An 18,016-nucleotide genomic window follows, 5' to 3' on the forward strand; every position below is an offset into this window, starting at 1 on the left:
TTCGGGCTGGTTCCGAATCACATCACAGCCCTGGCCATTTGTGCACAACTTTGTTTCGGAGGATGCGTCTTCCTGGCCAGGGCACCTAATCTACGATTGGAAACTCTGTGACCTATGTGGTGACCGACAATTGCATTGCCTGCAAATACACAGACTGTGTGGAGGTCTGCCCAGTGGATTGTTTCTATGAAGGCGAAACGATGCTGGTCATTCACCCGGACGAATGTATTGATTGTGGCGTGTGTGAACCCGAATGCCCCGCCGACGCGATCCGCGCTGACACAGAACCAGGGACGGAAGAATGGGTGGAACGCAACCGGAATTTTGCCGAAAGCTGGCCCGTGATCACTCAACGTATCGACCCTTTGCCAAATGCAAAACAGATGGACGGCGTTCAGAACAAATTCGAAACCTTCATGACCGAGAAGGCGTAGATTTCTGTAGTGTGATAAGACGAATACGATAAAAATGATCGAGCACCGCGTCATGAACCGGAGAGCAATCGCCTGTCACAAACGCGAAGACTGGCCGGGGAAATAAGCCAAGGAGTGATGGGATGTCTGACAATCACTTAAAAGTTGCAGCGGCGCAGATTGCACCGGTTTGGCTGCAACGTGACGCCACGCTGGCAAAAGTTACAGACTGGGTCAAGAAAGCAGCAGCAGAAGGCTGTGCGCTGGTTGTTTTCGGAGAGGCACTTGTCCCTGGATACCCCTTTTGGATCGAACACACCGACGGCGCGCGATTTAACTCTGATCACCAAAAAGACATCTTTGCGCATTACCTTGATCAGGGCGTGCAGATTGAAGCTGGCCATCTTGAACCAATTTGTAAGATCGCGCAGGATCAAGATATCTCGGTCATATTAGGTATTGTCGAGCGACCCGCCGATCGCGGGGGTCACAGCCTCTACTGTTCCCGCGTCCACATCACAGCCGCAGGTCAAATCGCGTCGGTTCATCGTAAGCTGATGCCCACCTATGAAGAGCGTTTGGTCTGGGCGCCCGGCGATGGCCATGGATTACAGGTCCACGGAGTCGGGGCGTTTACGGTTGGCAGTCTGAACTGCTATGAAAACTGGATGCCCCTGCCGCGTACCGCCCTTTACGCCCAAGGCGAGGATCTGCACGTCGCCCTTTGGCCCGGCGGGCTGCACAACACCGGCGACATCACGCAGTTTTTAGCCAAAGAGGGGCGCAGCTACGTCATCTCGGTCTCAGGCATGCTGCAAAAATCAGACATCCCGCGAGATAATCCCGCCGCTGCGATGCTGAAGAATTGCCCCGACGTTCTAGCGAATGGCGGATCAGCAATTGTCGGGCCCGATGGAGCTTGGATTGTTGAGCCCGTCACCGATCAAGAAGACCTTTTGATCGCGACCCTCGACCACGCGAACGTGCGCCGCGAACGGCAAAACTTCGACTTGTCGGGACATTATTCTAGGCCTGATGTCACGAAGTTGAGTGTGGACACGCGAAGACAATACATACTGCAGAGTGAAGAATAGAGGCGTATCATTTGAGGCTATCAGGCGAACGGTTCGTCAAGCTAGGGCGAGCAGCATGTCGGGTCTCCGCTGAAACTTAGATATCTTGATAACATATCACGTTGCGGGTCTGGCGCTAACTGTGACTGCTACCTCGCCTCATTGGCAGGATGAGTTTGTGGTCGGCAGCACAGTCAATTGCGCTTTCATAGCCTGCATCCGCATGTCGAATGACCCCGGTCGCCGGATCATTCCATAGGGTTCGTGCGATCATCTCGTCGGCTTCAGCGCTACCATCGGCGAGAAGTGCAATACCCGAATGCTGCGAAAAGCCCATGCCCATGCCGCCGCCGTGATGAAACGAAACCCAGGTCGCGCCGTTGGCGGAATTCAGCAGCGCATTCAGGATCGGCCAATCAGAAATGGCATCGGAACCATCCTTCATCCCTTCAGTTTCACGGTTCGGGCTCGCAACTGAGCCGCTGTCCATATGATCGCGGCCGATGACAACCGGCGCGCTCAATTCGCCCGTCCGCACCATCTCGTTGAAGGCAAGTCCCAGCCGGTCTCGATCCCCCAGCCCAACCCAGCAAATACGCGACGGCAGCCCCTGGAATTTGATATGTTTGTGCGCCTTGTCGAGCCAGAGGTGCAGAAATTTGTCATCGGGCATCAACTCGCGCACCTTGGCGTCGGTTTTGTAGATATCTTCCGGCTCCCCCGAAAGCGCGACCCAGCGGAACGGCCCCTTTCCCTTGCAAAAGAGTGGGCGCACATAGGCTTCGACAAAGCCTGGAAAGCCAAACGCATTCTCGGCCCCTGCCTCTTTGGCCATCGCGCGCAGGTTATTGCCATATTCCAGAACGATCGAACCACGATCCTGAAAGCCCACCATCAGCGCGACATGCTCGGCGATTGTGTCTTTGGCTGCATTGGTAACAATCACTGGGTCGGAAACCTGAAGCGTCTCCCATTGCGCTATTGTCCAACCGCGCGGCAGGTATCCGTGCACCGGATCATGGGCCGATGTCTGATCGGTCAGTACATCCGGCACCAGTTCGCGCGCCTTCATCTCTTCCAGAACATCCACCACATTGCCAAGTAGCCCGACGGACAGAGCGTTGCCTTTCTTATTGGCCGCTTCAATCATTGTCAGCGCGTCGTCCAGCGTATCGGCGCTGGTGTCGAGGTAACCCGACCGCAGGCGAAACTCGATCTTCGAAGGCTGGCACTCAACTACAATTGCGTTGAACCCGGCCATGGTTGCGGCAAGCGGCTGTGCGCCGCCCATGCCGCCTAGACCGCCCGTGACAACAAGGCGGCCCGCGGTTTCACCCCCAAAATGGCGGCGGCCGATTTCTGAAAATGTTTCAAACGTGCCCTGAACAATGCCCTGACTGCCGATGTATAGCCATGATCCGGCAGTCATCTGGCCATACATCGTGAGGCCAAGCCGGTCGAGCTCGTTGAATTTTTCCCAAGTCGCCCATCGCGGGACCAGATTGCCATTGGCGATCAGTACGCGCGGTGCTCGTCGGTGCGTGCGCAACACCCCCACAGGTTTGCCCGACTGGACAAGCAGTGTTTCATCATTTTCAAGTACTTTCAATTGTCGAACGATCTCATCGAAGCATTCCCAGTTTCGCGCTGCGCGGCCGATACCACCATAAACCACGAGATCTTGCGGACGCTCGGCCACATCCGGGTCGAGGTTGTTCATCAAAAGACGCAGCGGTGCCTCGGTTTGCCAACTTTTGGCGTTGAGTTCGGTTCCGATTGGCGACCGGATGACCCGTGTATTCTTCATTTCGGTGTTCATACTCTCTCCGATCAGATGATTCCGGCTTCCTTCAGCTCCTCAGTTTCCGCTTCATCAAGGGCCAGAAGGGAGTGAAGAACCTCTTCTGTATGCTCTCCCAATGTGGGGACAAACCCACCGCCGTCATGCGAGATTCCGTCGAATTTCACCGGCTGTGGCACCAGTGGGACGTCGCCGAATTTCGTGTGTCGACCGGAAGTCACCAGCGCGCGACTGGCCGCATGGTCCGAGTGCGTTACATCCTCTAGCGACCATACTGGCCCTGCGGGGATACCAGCGGATTGCAGTGTCTCGACAAGACGATCCCGCTCCTGCGACGCAACCCAGTTGGCAATCAGATTGCGCAGTTCATCCTCATTCTGGTTGCGAGCGTCGTTGGTTTTGAAACGCGGATCGTCGGCAAGCTCGGGTTGCTCCATCAGTTCAGCCAGCGCAGCAAAGGCCGCTTGTGAAAAACAAACCATCACGATATCGCCGTCGCGTGTGGAAAAACTGTCTACTGGATAGGTGACAGGATGGCGATTGCCGACGGGTTTCGGTGTGTCCCCGGAATAAAGCTGCCGCGACAAACCGGTCAGTTGCATGGCCAGCATTGAATCGAGCATGGCCACGTCGATGCTGCCTGCTTTGCCGCTACGTTCGCGCTCAAAAAGCGCCGATACGATACCAAAGGCCGCAAACATACCAGTGCAAACATCCGCTATGGATTCGCCTACGGCGGTGGCGGGGCCACCTTTTGGGCCGGTGAGGCTCATCAGCCCGCTCATTGCCTGAATTACCAGATCAAAAGCCGGCCAATTCTTCAGCGGACTGTCCTGCCCGAAGCCAGATATGCTTGCATAGATAATGTTGGGGTTGAGCGCACGCACCACCTCCACCCCGAGTCCAAGTCGATCCATCACTCCGGGGCGGAAATTTTCGACGATCACGTCGCATACGGGGACAAGCCCCCTGACGATATCCTGTCCGCGCGGATCTTTCATGTCGACTGTCACACTCTTCTTCGAGCGGTTCAGCATCATGAAATAGGTGCTTTCATCCTCCTGATAAGGACCGAAATGCCGGGCCTCATCTCCAACACGGGGCATTTCGATTTTGATCACTTCGGCACCGAGATCGGCAAGCATCGACGTGCAGTAAGGCCCTGACATGACTCGCGTCAGATCCAGTATGCGTATGCCGTGCAGCGGGCCTGATCCGTTCACTTGAATACGCCTCTCATCTACAGACAAAGTACGATCTTGCCGACCGTCTTTCGATTTTCGAGATCATTGAGCGCGCGCGGAAGGTCAGCTAGGCTATAGTCAGCGTTCACGACTGGATTGATTTTACCAGCTATAAGCAGTGTGGTGAGCCGGTCGGTCATAGATGCGATCATCGCAGGATCCTTGTCATGATCCCATAGAACACCGGTCGCGCTCGCGCTTTTCAACAATAGTTGGTTTGTGGGCAATTCCGCGATGTCCCCAGAGGCGAAGCCGACAATCAGCAAGGTGCCGTAGCGTGCGATGCAACGCATACTTTGCCTTGCCACGTCCCCGCCGACTGGATCGACGATGATCGTAGCCCCGTTGTCATTTGTCAGGGACTTGACCCGGTCTTTCCAATCGGCTTCAGTGTAATTAATTGCATGATCGGCACCATGCTTTCGTGCCAACTCGCGTTTGAAGTGACTACTTGCTGTTGCGATGACAGTAGCCCCCGCGGCATGGGCAATTTCGACCGCGGCAAGGCCAACACCACCAGCCGCAGCATGAACAAGCACCGTATCGTCTTCACTTACCGAAACGCTATGATGTAGGGCCACCATTGAAGTTGTGTAAACCACTGGCAATGCGGCGGCATGCTGTAACTGCATACCGGAAGGGACCGGAATCGCCATATCTTCCCGTACCTCTGCATATTCTGCGAACCCGCCCCAATAAACTTTTGTTGTTATGCGATCCCCGACCTTCCAGCGTGATCCTTCATCAACTCGAACCACTACACCGGCGACTTCCTGCCCTGGAACAAATGGTCGCGGAGGCCGGACCTGATAAGCGCTGTTGATCATTAGAATATCGGAGAAGTTAAGCGCAGCAGCGACAACCTTGATTATCATCCTGCCAGGGCTTGCGCAGGGGACAGGGCGGGATGTGAGTTTCAAATTCGCCACACCAGGGGCGTCCTCGGCAACCCAGCACTGCATGATCTTTGGGTGGTCCGTCATTGCTGGTCACCGTTCAATATTCCGGACACCGTACGGGTGGTAATAGAGATTCTGTTGGCGATATCGTCTACCACATCTGACGTCGCCCGGTGCTGAGGCAAGGCAACAGCGATGCTTCCGATTACGATATCAGCAGGGCCAAGGATGGGGGCGGCGATACCAATCGTGCCCTCGTATGTCTCTGCGTCTGACAGAGCATAGCCACGTGCACGGATCTGCAAGATATCGTCTGAAAGCGCTGCTGGCGTGGTCAGCGTGTTAGCAGTGAAACGTTCCAGAACACCTTGAATACAATTGATACGAAGGTCTTCCGGCAAAAACGCAAGTATCGCCTTCGGCCCCGCCCCGGCATGCAGAGGGAAGGTCGATCCGATTCTTTCAAAGACCCGCAACCCTTCTCTTCGCCCTTCGATCTGATCTATGCATGTGGCGACCATCTTGCCTGTATCAAGCGCGCTTAGCACCACGGTTTCATTTACTTCGGCAGCAAGCTCTTCCATCGCTGGCTGACAAATGGCGCGCAGATCGAACCCGGCATTGGCGCGGTTGCCGAGTTCGATCGCGCTTAGCCCCAGAGAATACCGACCAGATTGTGCCATCTGAGTCAAATAACCCTGTACGGCAAGGAAGCGCACTAAACGGTTCACAGTAGAACGATTCAATCCTGTCGCCCGAATGATCTCGGCCTGAGACCAAGTGCGACTATCGGGCTGAAATAGGTCCAAGATCTGGAAAGCTTTAGCGACCAGAGCAACACCTGCTTGAGAATCTGTCTTGACTTCCATCATCTACTGCCCGTTATATGTGCATCATGCCCACAATATGAAATACTATAAATCAGGGCAGGTCAATCGGTTCGTAACAAAAGATCGGGGCTTATCCGAACACCCATCCGGAACGTTTAGGCTTCTAAAGGGAGGATCAGATGAACAAATATATTAGGACCACACTGACGTCGCTGGCGCTTGCTATCGCGTCCACCGCTGCCATTGCACAGGTCGAAAACAAATCCGTCGCAATATCAACGATCGTCGAGGTGCCAGCGTTGACCGAAACGCGAGACGGCATCCTTTCCGCACTGGCGGATCGTGGATACGTCGAGGGTGAAAACCTGACGGTGGACTATCAGAACGCCAACGGGAACATGCCGACCCAACAGCAAATCGCAAAAAAATTCGTGGGTGCTGCACCGGACGTAATCATCCCGATCACAACGCCGACCTCGCAGGCGATGGTTGCAGCCACCTCGGAGATCCCGATTGTTTTTGCAACGGTGACTGACCCCGTCGCCGCAAGCCTGATCGCGCAATATGAGCAACCCGGCGCGAATGTAACCGGCGTGTCCGATGCGGCACCGATCGGTGCCCAATTGGATATGTTTCAGGAAATCATTCCCGGGCTGGCAACGCTTGGCTTTATCTACAACCCCGGATTGGACAATGCAGTCGCAACACTTGGCTGGGTCAAGGAAGAAGGCGCCAAGCGTGGGATCACAGTGGTGGAAAGCCCGGCACCAACAACCAACGAAGTGATCCTTGCCTCGCGCAAGTTGGTTGGCGAGGTGGACGCGATCTATGTTCCCAATGACACAACGATTGTCGCCGCGCTGGAGGCTATTGTGAAGATCGGACAGGATGTTGATCTGCCCGTCTTTGCGGGGGAAACCGGCGCTGTGGAACGTGGCGTGATCGCGTCAGTCGGGCTTGACTATGTTGGCGTTGGCCGTGTGGCTGGCGATATGGCTGCCGACGTTCTGGATGGCAAGCCTGTCGGAGAGATCGACGCTGTCATCGCCTATGAAGTGCTTGACGAGTTCAAGGTTGTGGTCAATCCGGGCGCGGCCGAACGCATGGGCATCTCGCTGCCCGACTCGGTCATGGCGCGGGCGACCGAAGTTATTGAGTAAAGCCATTGGCACTGCCCGCTTGTGGTGGGCGGTATCACTTCGGTGCCTTGCAGGAGAAGCAAAATGCCAGCCTTCGTTGTCTCGCGCGTTGACATCAATGACGCCGAACTGATGACCAGCTATATGGAGGCCGCGCCGGAAACGGTGGCCCAATATGGCGGGCGGTATGTTGTTCGCACTGGCGACATAGAAGTGCTGGAAGGCACTGCGACTTGCGACCGCGTCGTGATCCTAGAGTTTCCAGACAAGGCACAGGCGCTATCGTGGTATAATTCTTCGGAATATGCGGCGCTGCGTGGACAGCGTTGGCGCGCTGCGGATGCCAGCATTCTGCTTGTCAAACCTGATCCGCAGAACTCCGCTTGACCTATCTGACTTTCCTCTCAACGGCGACCAAAGCCCAATTACACGAATGCTCCCCTCATGTCTCTTTATGAAATCCTTGGAACTCTCGAAACCGGTTTCATCTTCGGTATCGTCGCGCTTGGTGCTTATCTCACGTTTCAAATCCTCGACTTTCCCGATCTGACGGTTGAGGGCAGCTTTCCTCTTGGTGCCGCCGTTGCAGCGACGCTGATTGTCGCGGCCAGCTGGAACCCCTGGCTTGCAACGCTTGCCGCTGGTGCCGCCGGGTTTATCGCCGGGTTTGCCACCGCGCTGCTCAATGTCCGGTTCCGGATTCTGCATATTCTGGCCGGTATCCTTTTGGCGATCTCGCTTTATTCGATCAACCTCAGGATCATGGGCGGCCCGAACAAGCCGCTTTTGATGGTGGACACCGTATTTACTTCTTTCGAAGGGTTCGGGCTGCCCGGCTATGTTATCAACCCGATTTTCCTAGGGATCTTTGTGTTCATGGTGAAGCTTGTCCTAGATGCGTTTCTGGCGACAGGCTGGGGCATTTCTATGCGCGCCGCGGGTGCCAACCCGGCGATGGCTGAAGCCAATGGCGTGAATGTCGGCAATATGAAGCTTTATGGGGTTGGGGTTGCCAATGCACTGACTGGGATCGCAGGTGCATTGTTTGCGCAGATATTCGGTGCCGCTGATGCCTATATGGGGATTGGTGTGATCATCGTCGGGTTAGCATCGGTGATTGTTGGTATGTCGATACTGCCTTCGCGTACGATCTTTCTGGCAACCTTTGCCTGCCTCGTCGGGGCGGTTCTTTACCGGCTTGCAGTGGCGCTCGCGCTCAATGCGGATTTCCTTGGGTTTCAGGCATCTGACGTGCAGATGGTCACGGCACTTCTTGTTGCTATTGCCCTGATCGCGCAGCAGAGCGGCTCCCTTAGATCGGCGCGCCGCAAGGGAGGTAAAAAATGATCGAGCTGTCTGAGGTTCATGTCACCTTCAACAAAGACACACCACTGGAAACCCGTGCTTTGCGAGGGGTCGATCTGAAGGTTCCGAAGGGTGAGTTCCTGACGATCATCGGCTCCAACGGTGCGGGAAAGTCCACCTGTCTGAATGTTATTGCCGGGCTGACGCCGATCGAAATGGGCCATGTCACCGTCGATGGGCAGGATGTAACGAAATGGCCCGTCTACAAACGCTCCAAGATGCTGAGCCGGGTGTTTCAGGACCCCAAGATGGGCACCTGCGAAGACCTGTCGATTCTCGAAAACTTCGCGCTGGCGCATGGGCGCACCAACCCGCGTGGGTTACGTTTTGCCGTCGGACCGAACATGCGTGAGAAAACTGCTGAGCAGATTAAAGTGCTTGGTCTCGGATTAGAAAGCCGGCTTGATGACAAAGTGGGTCTGTTGTCCGGCGGCCAGCGTCAGGCGGTTTCGTTGCTCATGGCGGCGACTGGCGACACAAAGGTCCTTTTGTTGGATGAACATACCGCAGCGCTCGACCCCAAAACAGCCGAATTCGTACTCGATCTCACCAAGAAGATTGTTGATGAGCTTAAGCTAACGGCTGTGATGGTTACCCATTCGATGGCGCAAGCGCTTCACACCGGTGAACGGACAATTATGTTCCACCGGGGTAATATTGTGTTCGACGCAGACGGTGCTGAGCGCAGCGCAATGGAAGTTGCCGACCTGCTCGAACTGTTCAGGCGCGAACAGGGTGAAGAGTTGGCCGACGACTCGCTGCTTCTGGGATAGGCAATATGAACAACCAAACGGTGCCAAACATCGAAGTTATCCCGGGTGGGCTCACGCTCGCCGATCTGCGCCGGGTTTACGAGGGACGTATCTCGATCTGCTTCGGACTGGGTGCCGCAGAACGTGTTCGAGCGTGCCAAAAATCAGTCATGGAAATCCTGAATAAAGGAAAGCCAGTTTACGGTGTCAATACGGGCTTTGGCAAACTGGCGCATGTGCGGATCGAAGCGGATCAAATCACCGAATTGCAACGCCGGTTGATCATGTCCCATTCGGTTGGGACGGGGCCGTTGCTTGAGGATGACATTGTGCGGCTCATCCTTGTGCTGAAGGCCAACGCGCTGGGGCAGGGGCATTCAGGCATTCGGTGGTCTGTCATCGAACTGATGCTTGAAATGGCACAAAACGATGTGCTGCCTGCCATTCCATCCAAGGGCTCGGTCGGTGCCTCCGGCGATCTGGCGCCGCTTTCGCATATGGCTGCAGCGATGATGGGCGAAGGAGAGATGCGGGTCAGGGGTACACCTATGCCCGCCGCCGAAGCGCTGGCAACCCTTGGCCGTGAACCCATTACACTTGGGCCCAAAGAGGGCGTCGCCCTGATAAATGGCACGCAGGTATCAACCGCGCTCGCACTTGCAGGGCTTTTCGCCGCCGAAGATCTTCTGCGCTCTACCCTTGTGACCGGTGCGTTGAGTGTTGACGCCTGCAAAGGTTCCACTACGCCGTTTGACGCTCGCATTCACGCGTTACGCCGCCAGGAGGGGCAGAAAACCGTGTCTGCTGTCTATCGACGGCTGCTTGATGGCAGCGAGGTGCGGGCCTCTCATCTGAATTGCGAAAAGGTCCAGGACCCTTATTGCCTGCGCTGCCAGCCGCAGGTGATGGGCGCGTGTCTTGACCAGCTTGACTTCGCGGCACAAGTGATCACGCGTGAGGCCAATTCTGTCAGCGACAATCCCCTTGTTTTTGCCGATACAGGAGAGATCCTGTCGGGTGGCAATTTCCACGCAGAGCCGATCGCAATGGCGGCGGACAATATCGCGCTGGCGCTTGCAGAAATCGGTTCGATCTCGGAACGCAGGCAGGCGATGATGGTCGATGCATCGTTGTCCGGTTTGCCCGCCTTTCTGGCACCGGAGAGCGGGCTGAACTCTGGCTTCATGATGGCGCAGGTTACTTCTGCAGCGCTGGTTTCAGAAAACAAGGCGCTGGCCCATCCTTCAAGCGTTGACAGCATCCCGACCTCAGCCAATCAGGAGGACCATGTCTCGATGGCGACCTATGCCGCACGCCGTCTGGGCGATATGGCCGAAAACTGCCGGAGCATCGTTGCGATTGAGTGGATGACAGCAGCGCAGGGGCTAGAGTTCCACGCACCTCTGAAAACGACGCCAGTGTTGCAAGCTGCCATACGCAGGCTGCGTGAAAAGATACCCTCTTTCGAACAGGATCGCTTCATGGCTCCTGATATCGAAAGAGCCACAAAGCTTCTCAAAGCCAATGCGCTAAGCACGCTCATCTCAGAGCCCATCGGGGCCAGTTATCAGACAGAACAGGAAAACCAAAATGGCATGGATTGAAACGATCGCTTATGATGACGCCGACGGCAAATTGAAGATGCTTTACGACCGGGTCAAAGGCCCCGGCAATAATGTCGACAACATTATGATGACCCACAGCCTGCGACCCCACACGATGGAGGGGCATATGGCGATTTATAAATATGTGCTGCATCATACCGGAAATACCATCCCAAAGTGGTTTCTGGAAACTCTTGGTGTCTGGGTCAGCCGCCTGAATGATTGCGACTATTGCGTCGATCACCACTTTGCTGGGCTGAAACGGCTGTTGGGGGATGACACGAAGGCCGATGGCATCCGCGCGGCGATTGAGGCGCGCGACATTGCCTATGCCCCGCTGGATGAGGCGCAAAAACTGGCGATGGACTATGCGCGCCAATTGACCCGTGACCCCGGCGGCCTGGCCGAAGAGATCATCGGGCGGCTGCGCGCTGCCGGATATTCCGATGGCGAGATCCTCGAGATTAATCAGGTCTCGGCCTATTTCAACTACGCAAACCGCACGGTTCTCGGGTTGGGTTGTTCGACTAAGGGTGATATTCTTGGCCTGTCCCCTAACAAATCCGAAGACCCGGATGATTGGAACCACAGTTGACCGGAGCATCGAATGTCCATTCCTATCAAAAGGATTCGCGACATCACCTTCCCGTCGCCGCCAGCCATCGCCGAACCCGGCGGATGGCCACCAACCGGGGTGTCGCGGCTGAACCTGAACGAAACCTATTTGCCTCCGTCTCCCAGAGCTCTGGATGCAGCTCGGACAGCGCTGACCGAGGCAAATCGCTACCCCGATCACGGATGCACCGCACTGGCGGATGAAATCAGCCATCGGACCGGCATTTCAGTGGAGCGGATCAGTTTCGGCAATGGCAGCGACGAGATACTCGTGGCATTGGCGCTTCTGGCAATCGACGAAGGAAAGACGGCAGTGATGCCGACCCCGAGTTTTCCGACAATTGGTAAAGGCGTGCAGATCGCCGGCGGACGGCTGGTCGAGGTGCCGCTTCGCGCAGATGGTAGCAACGATGTGGCCGCGATGCTGGCCGCAATCACTCCCGACACCCGGCTTTTTTATCTGTGCACACCCAACAATCCGACCGGCGCAATGCTGGGAGCGGAGGATCTCGCCGTTGCCGCGCATGGGGTGCCAGAAGATATCTTGCTGGTCGTGGATGAAGCCTATCACGAATTCGCGCAGGCCGGTGGCGGGCCGGATGTGCTGACTGTCTTGGCTGACCGTGCGGGACCATGGGTCGTCACCCGGACCTTTTCCAAGGCCTATTGCCTTGCCGGGCTGCGGATCGGCTATGCGTTGACCAACGATGGGGCCGTTCACAATGCACTTTGGCGGTTGCGGCCCGGTTTTAATGTCAACCGCCCGGCCATCGCCGCCGCTACCGAAGCTATGCGTGATGATAGCTACCTGAGAAAGGTTCTGAAACAAGTCATCTCGGAACGGGCCAGTTTGGCGCTGCGGGTGCAGGCACTTGGCTTTCGCACACTACCCAGCTTTGCTAATTTCCTGACGATGCGTGGACCGTGGTATTCTGAGAAAGTAGTCGAAGCTTTGAACAGGCAGAATATCTCTGTGCAGCACATACCTTGGCCCGACGGCAAGGGTGCCTTGCGGATCACGGTTGGTTCGGTTAAGGACACCCACCGCCTGGTCGAGGCACTGACTTCATATACATCTCGCTGCGATAGGCTGGGCTTTAGTAACTAGCCAGTTTGGATCCAAAAGCACTAGCGTTAGGCAGCCCACACATCAAAATGGTCGACCTGTGTGAACGGATCAAGGTGCCAAGAGCGGGCGTCGGTGATCACCAAGGGTTGTTGGAAAAGCAAAGGCAGCCTAGCATCTCGGTGCAGATGTAGAAAGAGTAACTCCGACGGAAGAGAATTAAACGTATGCCAATCGAGATTTGGACAGCATATCTGCTAACGGTTCTGGCTTTAATGAGTACACCTGGGCCAAGCCAACTGCTAATGCTATCGAATAGCGGTGCACATGGGTTCAAGCGTTCGCTCGCAACCGCCATAGGCGATCTTTCCGCAAATACGCTTCAAATGCTGGCTGCTGGTTTGGGGCTCGCAGTGATTATTGCGGCTTCAGCAACGGCACTCTCTGTTATCAAATGGGCAGGTGTCGCATATCTGATCTGGCTGGGCATTCGGATGATCCGACACGCCAAACCAGATGAAACAGGTTACCAATCTTCCCGCGAGATACCATCGCTGAAAACCCTATGGCTTCAAGGTTTCCTGGCGTCTGCCGCGAACCCTAAAGCCGTGGTCTTCTTTGCCGCGCTCTTCCCACAATTCATCGCGGCGGATGCCGATTTCTGGTCTCAGTTTCTGATTTTGTCAGCGACTTACCTCATCGTGGATGGTCTGTTTTTAGTGGCCTATGGTCTCGGTTCGAGTTGGATTGTCGCACGATTCAGAGGAAATTCGCGCGTGTGGGTTGAGCGTATCGGCGGCGGTTTTATGATAGGCGCAGCCGTGCTTCTTGGTTTGAAATCAATTTCGCGCCAGTAGCGCGGGTAATCACATTCATATTTCTAAGCGCAGCGGTGGTTTTGTCGACAGCCCGAAGTTTGACCACCTGATAAATTTTGAATGGGTCTGAATACCCGCACTAAAAACCTTTGAGGATTTCGTTACGCCGTGTCGAAACATAGTGCTTGGCCGAAGCCGAAATACAGTCCACTAAACTCACCAGAGTCGGGTCCTTTTGGCGTTCAGACAGGACATAGATACCGACCTCGTTCCTGTCCGGCTCATCTTCCAATAGCAGCGGGACTAGGCCAAGTTCTTCGAGCTTGGCGGCCATGTCCAGAGGAAAGACAATGTAGCCTTGAGTCTGTCGGACCATGTCCGCACAGGTCAGAAGGGAATTGGATGAGTATGTGGGACAACCTGACAAATTGGAGATACGTTCGTACTTGTTGTCCTCGCTCACTGTCAGGATTTCGCTGTACTGCCGGTCCGTCGGCACACTGTTGATCCAGTAGAGTCCAGCCAAATCATCAATAGTGCAATTTCGGGCAAGAAGGGGGTGACCCTTGGCGACGAAATGACCTTCTGTCACACGAAAAAGCGATGTGAACTCAGCACCTACGCCGGGGGCAAGGTTTGGAATGCGATGCCCCACAGATAGCATTACCTCACCCGCAAGAAGCTTCCACATGCAATGGAGGTTGCTGCCGTTTTCCACGCTCACCGATATACTCGGCATGTCATTGGACAAGTTTTCGACCGCCTCACGAACAAACAACGGCCACCAGGCATGCCCACATCCAATCCCGATGAGTTGCCCCGCGCCAAGGCGGCGATTCTCGATCTCTCTTGACGCCTGCGCCTCCAAGCGCGCCATGATCCGGGTTTTTTCAAACAGGATCGATCCGAACGGTGTCAGAACCATGCCACGCGGATTACGTTCAAACAGCGGTACTTGATACTTTTCCTCGAGGTTACGGATATTCACTGTAATTGTAGGCTGGGTTACGTTCAGTCGTTTTGCTGCGGCCGAAATACTACCCGTCTCTGCAACGGCGAAAAATTGATGTAGTCCGCGCTCCATAAACACCGGCCTGCTGTTAGGTATAGATTTTCTCTATACGATAGCCGGAAATTCGTATTTTTCAAGCATAGTGGACTGAAATAGCGTTGGCATGAGCTTGGAAGTTGCAGCCGGTGCAAGAAAGAAAATAGGGAGTATAATAATGGCCAGTTTTACGCGAACCGCCGCTTTAAGGATCACTACCGCCGCCGCCGTTGCTGTGATTGGCGTCACGGCAAGTCTTGCAGATGAAATCACATACGTTTCAGGTGCCACAGGTGCGGCAGTCGACAATTTTAAGGCGCTTGTCGCCCCGTGGGAACAGGCCACCGGCCACAAAGTGACCCTGGTTCCGATGCCGTCATCCACTACCGATCAGTTCGGCCAATACCGTCTGTGGCTGGCCGCGGGCAATGGTGATGTGGACCTCTATCAGACTGATGTGATCTGGGCTCCTCAATTGGCCGACCACTTCGTTGATATGACTGCGGCGGCGGGTGATCTGATGAAATCACATTTCCCATCAATCGTCGAATCACAGACCGTCGATGGCAAGCTGGTGGCTCTGCCGATCTTTACTGATGCTCCCGCATTGTACTATCGGACCGATCTGCTGGCGAAACACGGATATGACGCCCCGCCCAGCACCTGGGAGGAACTGACCGAGATGGCTCAGGCGATTCAGGATGCCGAACGTGCCTCAGGTGATGACGATCTTTGGGGCTTTGTCTGGCAGGGCAATGCCTACGAAGGTCTGACCTGTGACGCGCTGGAATGGGTAAAATCCTTTGGGGGCGGACAGATCATCGAAGCCGATGGCACCATCTCTATCAATAACGAAAACGCCATCGCCGCGATCGACTTGGCCGCAACTTGGCCGGGCACAATCTCGCCCGAGGGCGTCCTAGCCTATCAGGAAGAAGAGGCCCGCGGAGTCTGGCAAACCGGCAATGCTGTATTCATGCGTAATTGGCCTTATGCATACGGTCTTGGCAATGGTGAGGATTCAGCAGTCAAAGGATTGTTTGACGTGACCACCTTGCCGACTGGTCAGGGTCATGACACATCCGCCGCCACATTGGGTGGTTGGAACGTGGCCGTCTCCAAATACTCTGACAATCAGGACGCTGCGATTTCTCTGGCCATGTACCTGGCTGGCCCGGAAGCACAGAAGCAGCGAGCGATTAATGAATCAGCCCTGCCGACGATAGTAAGTCTCTATGAGGATGCAGAGATCGCCGAGGCACAGCCGATCATTCCAGAGTGGAAAGATGTGTTCCTGCAGGCCGTGCCACGACCATCAGCGCCGACGCGTCAGGATTATAACGAAGTTTCGACCTTGTTCTTCACAGCGGTGCATTCTGTTCTTTCTGGCGAAGCAGCGGCTGCTGACGCACTGGCCGATCTGGAAGTTGACCTGGAAGACGTGTTGGAAAACTGATCTTTGTTAAAACTGCGATGCCGGACGGATAATCCGCCCGGCATTTATTTGGCCATTCCGGTTCATGCAAGTAAAATGTGAGGGGCATATGTCGACGTCAGACGCTGGTGGCAGAAGTCGGAGCAGAGACCTGAACCTGCAACAGCAACGAGTTCGCGCCGCCTATATGTTCCTTCTCCCGATGGTAATCATGCTGGCGCTCGTCGCCGCCTGGCCATTGTTCCGTTCGATCAGCTTTTCCTTTACCGATGCCACAGCAAACACAATATTCAACGGACAATCAGAATGGATCGGATTTGAAAATTATCTAGAGCGTCGCGTGCGGTCCAATGGAGAGATCCGCTGGCGTGGTGTTCTCGTCGATGAAGGCTGGTGGAATGCGGTGTGGAACACCGTTCGGTTTTCAGCAATTTCGGTCGCGCTGGAGACTTTCTTCGGCCTACTAATTGCTTTGATCCTGAACATGGAATTCAAGGGCCGCGGACTGGTTCGAGCGGCAATTCTTATTCCTTGGGCAATTCCGACTGTTGTCTCAGCCCGGATGTGGGGTTGGATGCTTAACGACCAGTTCGGAATCATCAACCATATAATGATGGGCGTCGGCTTGATCAGCGAGCCGATCGCTTGGACGGCGTCCTCCGATACTGCGATGCTGGCGGTTCTGATTGTGGATGTCTGGAAAACGACGCCCTTTATGGCGCTATTGATTCTGGCTGGCTTGCAATTGATTCCGCGCGACATGTACGAGGCCGCAAAGCTGGATGGTGTCCATCCGATCCGGGTTTTCTTCAAAATCACTTTGCCACTGCTTCGGCCTGCGATCATGGTCGCGGTGATCTTCCGCACATTGGATGCGTTGCGTATCTTCGATCTGATTTATTTGCTGACTCCACAATCGGAAGCGACCGTCACTATATCGGTGCTCAGCTACCGTGAAATTCAACAGTTCGGCGACTATGGTGAGGGATCAGCCATGTCGACGCTTTTGTTCCTGATTATCACCCTGTTCGTCCTGCTTTACATCAAGCTCAGCAAACTTGATCTGAGCGGGGAGAAAAACTAATGCAACGCACGTTTTTGCAAAGTGTCCTTTTTTACGCCGGTATCATTCTGATTGTCGTGATTGCAATTTTCCCGTTCTACTATGCTGTGATGACCAGTTTTGAGACGGGCACGGCGATCTTCTGTCCGAACCTGCTGCCCGAAACTTTCTCACTTGGAAACTACGAGTCCGTGCTGAGTAAACGCAGTTTTCTGCGATCTGTCGGAAACTCTGTCCTCATCGCGTCGACCACAGTTGGGTTCGCGCTTTTGTTAGCGGTCACAGCATCTTATGCGCTGGCACGTGTCCGGTTCCGCGGGCGGGGGCTGCTGCTGATGACGATACTCGGGGTTTCGATGTTTCCGCAAATTGCGGTGCTTTCAGGGCTATATGAGTTGGTGAATATACTGGGTCTTTATAACCGGCCTTGGTCGCTGATCTTGTCCTATACCATCTTTACCCTACCGTTCACGGTCTGGGTGCTGACCACTTTCATGCGTGATCTGCCTGTCGAGATTGAAGAGGCCGCGATAGTCGATGGTGCCACACCTTGGGTGATCATAACCCGGGTCTTTATGCCGCTCTTATGGCCAGCGCTTGTCACCACCGGATTGCTCGCCTTCATTGGGGCCTGGAACGAGTTTCTCTTTGCTCTGACATTCACAATCTCGGAATCACAACGCACTGTACCCGTGGCTATTGCGTTACTTTCCGGGGCCACGGTGCAGGAAATCCCGTGGGGACCTATCATGGCAGCAAGCGTCATCGTGACGGTGCCTCTGATCATATTGGTCCTGATATTCCAAAGAAAAATCGTCGCGGGCCTAACAGCCGGCGGTGTCAAAGGCTGA

Annotated in this window: 18 protein-coding genes; 13 read left to right on the forward strand and 5 right to left on the reverse strand. The window is 55.0% G+C overall.

Annotated features, from left to right (window positions below; all coding sequences use genetic code 11):
* The first annotated feature begins 107 nt into the window (after window positions 1–107).
* On the forward strand, window positions 108–434 hold the full coding sequence (gene fdxA / locus V6N04_RS15800) for a ferredoxin FdxA (protein ID WP_371171162.1): 327 nt from the start codon (window positions 108–110) through the stop codon (window positions 432–434).
* Between the two features lie 122 nt (window positions 435–556).
* Complete coding sequence (locus V6N04_RS15805; protein WP_371171163.1) at window positions 557–1,507, forward strand: carbon-nitrogen hydrolase family protein; 951 nt, start codon at window positions 557–559, stop codon at window positions 1,505–1,507.
* A 115-nt stretch (window positions 1,508–1,622) separates the two neighbouring features.
* Here the strand turns inward: V6N04_RS15805 and hutU are convergent, their stop codons facing one another.
* The 4 genes from hutU to V6N04_RS15825 are packed head-to-tail and all read right to left on the reverse strand — an operon-like array spanning window position 1,623 to window position 6,302.
* Complete coding sequence (gene hutU / locus V6N04_RS15810) at window positions 1,623–3,305, reverse strand: urocanate hydratase (protein ID WP_371171164.1); 1,683 nt, start codon at window positions 3,303–3,305, stop codon at window positions 1,623–1,625.
* A gap of 11 nt (window positions 3,306–3,316) precedes the next feature.
* Window positions 3,317–4,537: a CaiB/BaiF CoA transferase family protein gene (locus tag V6N04_RS15815; protein WP_371171165.1), complete on the reverse strand. Its 1,221-nt coding sequence runs from the start codon at window positions 4,535–4,537 to the stop codon at window positions 3,317–3,319.
* A complete protein-coding gene (locus tag V6N04_RS15820; protein ID WP_371171166.1) occupies window positions 4,528–5,514 on the reverse strand; it encodes an NADPH:quinone oxidoreductase family protein in 987 nt (328 codons plus the stop codon). Before V6N04_RS15820 ends, V6N04_RS15815 begins: the two co-directional genes overlap by 10 nt.
* Window positions 5,511–6,302: an IclR family transcriptional regulator gene (locus tag V6N04_RS15825; RefSeq protein ID WP_371171167.1), complete on the reverse strand. Its 792-nt coding sequence runs from the start codon at window positions 6,300–6,302 to the stop codon at window positions 5,511–5,513. Before V6N04_RS15825 ends, V6N04_RS15820 begins: the two co-directional genes overlap by 4 nt.
* A 137-nt stretch (window positions 6,303–6,439) precedes the next feature.
* On the opposite strand from V6N04_RS15825, the gene V6N04_RS15830 reads away from it, so the two are divergent.
* The 8 genes from V6N04_RS15830 (at window position 6,440) to V6N04_RS15865 (ending at window position 13,658) form a co-directional block, all read left to right on the forward strand.
* On the forward strand, window positions 6,440–7,420 hold the full coding sequence (locus V6N04_RS15830) for an ABC transporter substrate-binding protein (RefSeq protein WP_371171168.1): 981 nt from the start codon (window positions 6,440–6,442) through the stop codon (window positions 7,418–7,420).
* A gap of 63 nt (window positions 7,421–7,483) precedes the next feature.
* Window positions 7,484–7,786, forward strand: a complete 303-nt coding sequence (locus V6N04_RS15835; protein ID WP_371171169.1) for a DUF1330 domain-containing protein — start codon at window positions 7,484–7,486, stop codon at window positions 7,784–7,786.
* A 57-nt stretch (window positions 7,787–7,843) separates the two neighbouring features.
* Window positions 7,844–8,746 (forward strand): ABC transporter permease, encoded by a 903-nt coding sequence (locus tag V6N04_RS15840; protein WP_371171170.1) that lies wholly within the window; start codon window positions 7,844–7,846, stop codon window positions 8,744–8,746.
* Window positions 8,743–9,537 (forward strand): ABC transporter ATP-binding protein, encoded by a 795-nt coding sequence (locus V6N04_RS15845; RefSeq protein ID WP_371171171.1) that lies wholly within the window; start codon window positions 8,743–8,745, stop codon window positions 9,535–9,537. The genes V6N04_RS15840 and V6N04_RS15845 overlap by 4 nt, the downstream gene beginning before the upstream one ends.
* A gap of 5 nt (window positions 9,538–9,542) precedes the next feature.
* On the forward strand, window positions 9,543–11,120 hold the full coding sequence (gene hutH / locus V6N04_RS15850) for a histidine ammonia-lyase (RefSeq protein WP_371171172.1): 1,578 nt from the start codon (window positions 9,543–9,545) through the stop codon (window positions 11,118–11,120).
* The gene (locus V6N04_RS15855; protein ID WP_371171173.1) at window positions 11,107–11,715 is read left to right on the forward strand and encodes a carboxymuconolactone decarboxylase family protein; all 609 of its coding nucleotides are present in this window, start codon (window positions 11,107–11,109) and stop codon (window positions 11,713–11,715) included. Before hutH ends, V6N04_RS15855 begins: the two co-directional genes overlap by 14 nt.
* A 12-nt stretch (window positions 11,716–11,727) precedes the next feature.
* A complete protein-coding gene (locus V6N04_RS15860) occupies window positions 11,728–12,843 on the forward strand; it encodes a pyridoxal phosphate-dependent aminotransferase (protein WP_371171174.1) in 1,116 nt (371 codons plus the stop codon).
* A 233-nt stretch (window positions 12,844–13,076) separates the two neighbouring features.
* Entirely contained in the window at window positions 13,077–13,658 is a 582-nt protein-coding gene (locus tag V6N04_RS15865) for a LysE family translocator (RefSeq protein ID WP_371171175.1), read from the forward strand.
* Window positions 13,659–13,758: 100 nt separating this feature from the next.
* On the opposite strand, the gene V6N04_RS15870 is transcribed toward V6N04_RS15865, so the two are convergent.
* A complete protein-coding gene (locus V6N04_RS15870) occupies window positions 13,759–14,703 on the reverse strand; it encodes a LysR family transcriptional regulator (RefSeq protein WP_371171176.1) in 945 nt (314 codons plus the stop codon).
* A gap of 142 nt (window positions 14,704–14,845) precedes the next feature.
* Between V6N04_RS15870 and V6N04_RS15875 the strand changes: the two genes are divergently transcribed.
* The 3 genes from V6N04_RS15875 to V6N04_RS15885 all read left to right on the forward strand — a co-directional run bounded on the left by V6N04_RS15875 (window position 14,846) and on the right by V6N04_RS15885 (window position 18,016).
* Window positions 14,846–16,123 (forward strand): ABC transporter substrate-binding protein, encoded by a 1,278-nt coding sequence (locus tag V6N04_RS15875; RefSeq protein WP_371171177.1) that lies wholly within the window; start codon window positions 14,846–14,848, stop codon window positions 16,121–16,123.
* Between the two features lie 190 nt (window positions 16,124–16,313).
* On the forward strand, window positions 16,314–17,186 hold the full coding sequence (locus V6N04_RS15880; RefSeq protein ID WP_371171178.1) for a carbohydrate ABC transporter permease: 873 nt from the start codon (window positions 16,314–16,316) through the stop codon (window positions 17,184–17,186).
* The gene (locus V6N04_RS15885; RefSeq protein ID WP_371171179.1) at window positions 17,186–18,016 is read left to right on the forward strand and encodes a carbohydrate ABC transporter permease; all 831 of its coding nucleotides are present in this window, start codon (window positions 17,186–17,188) and stop codon (window positions 18,014–18,016) included. Before V6N04_RS15880 ends, V6N04_RS15885 begins: the two co-directional genes overlap by 1 nt.

Origin of the sequence: Aliiroseovarius conchicola, from assembly GCF_041403445.1 — a bacterium.
Lineage (GTDB): Bacteria > Pseudomonadota > Alphaproteobacteria > Rhodobacterales > Rhodobacteraceae > Aliiroseovarius > Aliiroseovarius conchicola.

Coding starts and splice junctions, on each gene's coding strand:
- V6N04_RS15805 (WP_371171163.1), top strand. CDS start 557: ATGTCTGACAATCACTTAAAAGTTGCAGCGGCGCAGATTGCACCGGTT.
- hutU (WP_371171164.1), bottom strand. CDS start 3,305: ATGAACACCGAAATGAAGAATACACGGGTCATCCGGTCGCCAATCGGA.
- V6N04_RS15820 (WP_371171166.1), bottom strand. CDS start 5,514: ATGACGGACCACCCAAAGATCATGCAGTGCTGGGTTGCCGAGGACGCC.
- V6N04_RS15825 (WP_371171167.1), bottom strand. CDS start 6,302: ATGATGGAAGTCAAGACAGATTCTCAAGCAGGTGTTGCTCTGGTCGCT.
- V6N04_RS15830 (WP_371171168.1), top strand. CDS start 6,440: ATGAACAAATATATTAGGACCACACTGACGTCGCTGGCGCTTGCTATC.
- V6N04_RS15835 (WP_371171169.1), top strand. CDS start 7,484: ATGCCAGCCTTCGTTGTCTCGCGCGTTGACATCAATGACGCCGAACTG.
- V6N04_RS15840 (WP_371171170.1), top strand. CDS start 7,844: ATGTCTCTTTATGAAATCCTTGGAACTCTCGAAACCGGTTTCATCTTC.
- V6N04_RS15845 (WP_371171171.1), top strand. CDS start 8,743: ATGATCGAGCTGTCTGAGGTTCATGTCACCTTCAACAAAGACACACCA.
- hutH (WP_371171172.1), top strand. CDS start 9,543: ATGAACAACCAAACGGTGCCAAACATCGAAGTTATCCCGGGTGGGCTC.
- V6N04_RS15855 (WP_371171173.1), top strand. CDS start 11,107: ATGGCATGGATTGAAACGATCGCTTATGATGACGCCGACGGCAAATTG.
- V6N04_RS15860 (WP_371171174.1), top strand. CDS start 11,728: ATGTCCATTCCTATCAAAAGGATTCGCGACATCACCTTCCCGTCGCCG.
- V6N04_RS15865 (WP_371171175.1), top strand. CDS start 13,077: ATGAGTACACCTGGGCCAAGCCAACTGCTAATGCTATCGAATAGCGGT.
- V6N04_RS15870 (WP_371171176.1), bottom strand. CDS start 14,703: ATGGAGCGCGGACTACATCAATTTTTCGCCGTTGCAGAGACGGGTAGT.
- V6N04_RS15875 (WP_371171177.1), top strand. CDS start 14,846: ATGGCCAGTTTTACGCGAACCGCCGCTTTAAGGATCACTACCGCCGCC.
- V6N04_RS15880 (WP_371171178.1), top strand. CDS start 16,314: ATGCTGGCGCTCGTCGCCGCCTGGCCATTGTTCCGTTCGATCAGCTTT.
- V6N04_RS15885 (WP_371171179.1), top strand. CDS start 17,186: ATGCAACGCACGTTTTTGCAAAGTGTCCTTTTTTACGCCGGTATCATT.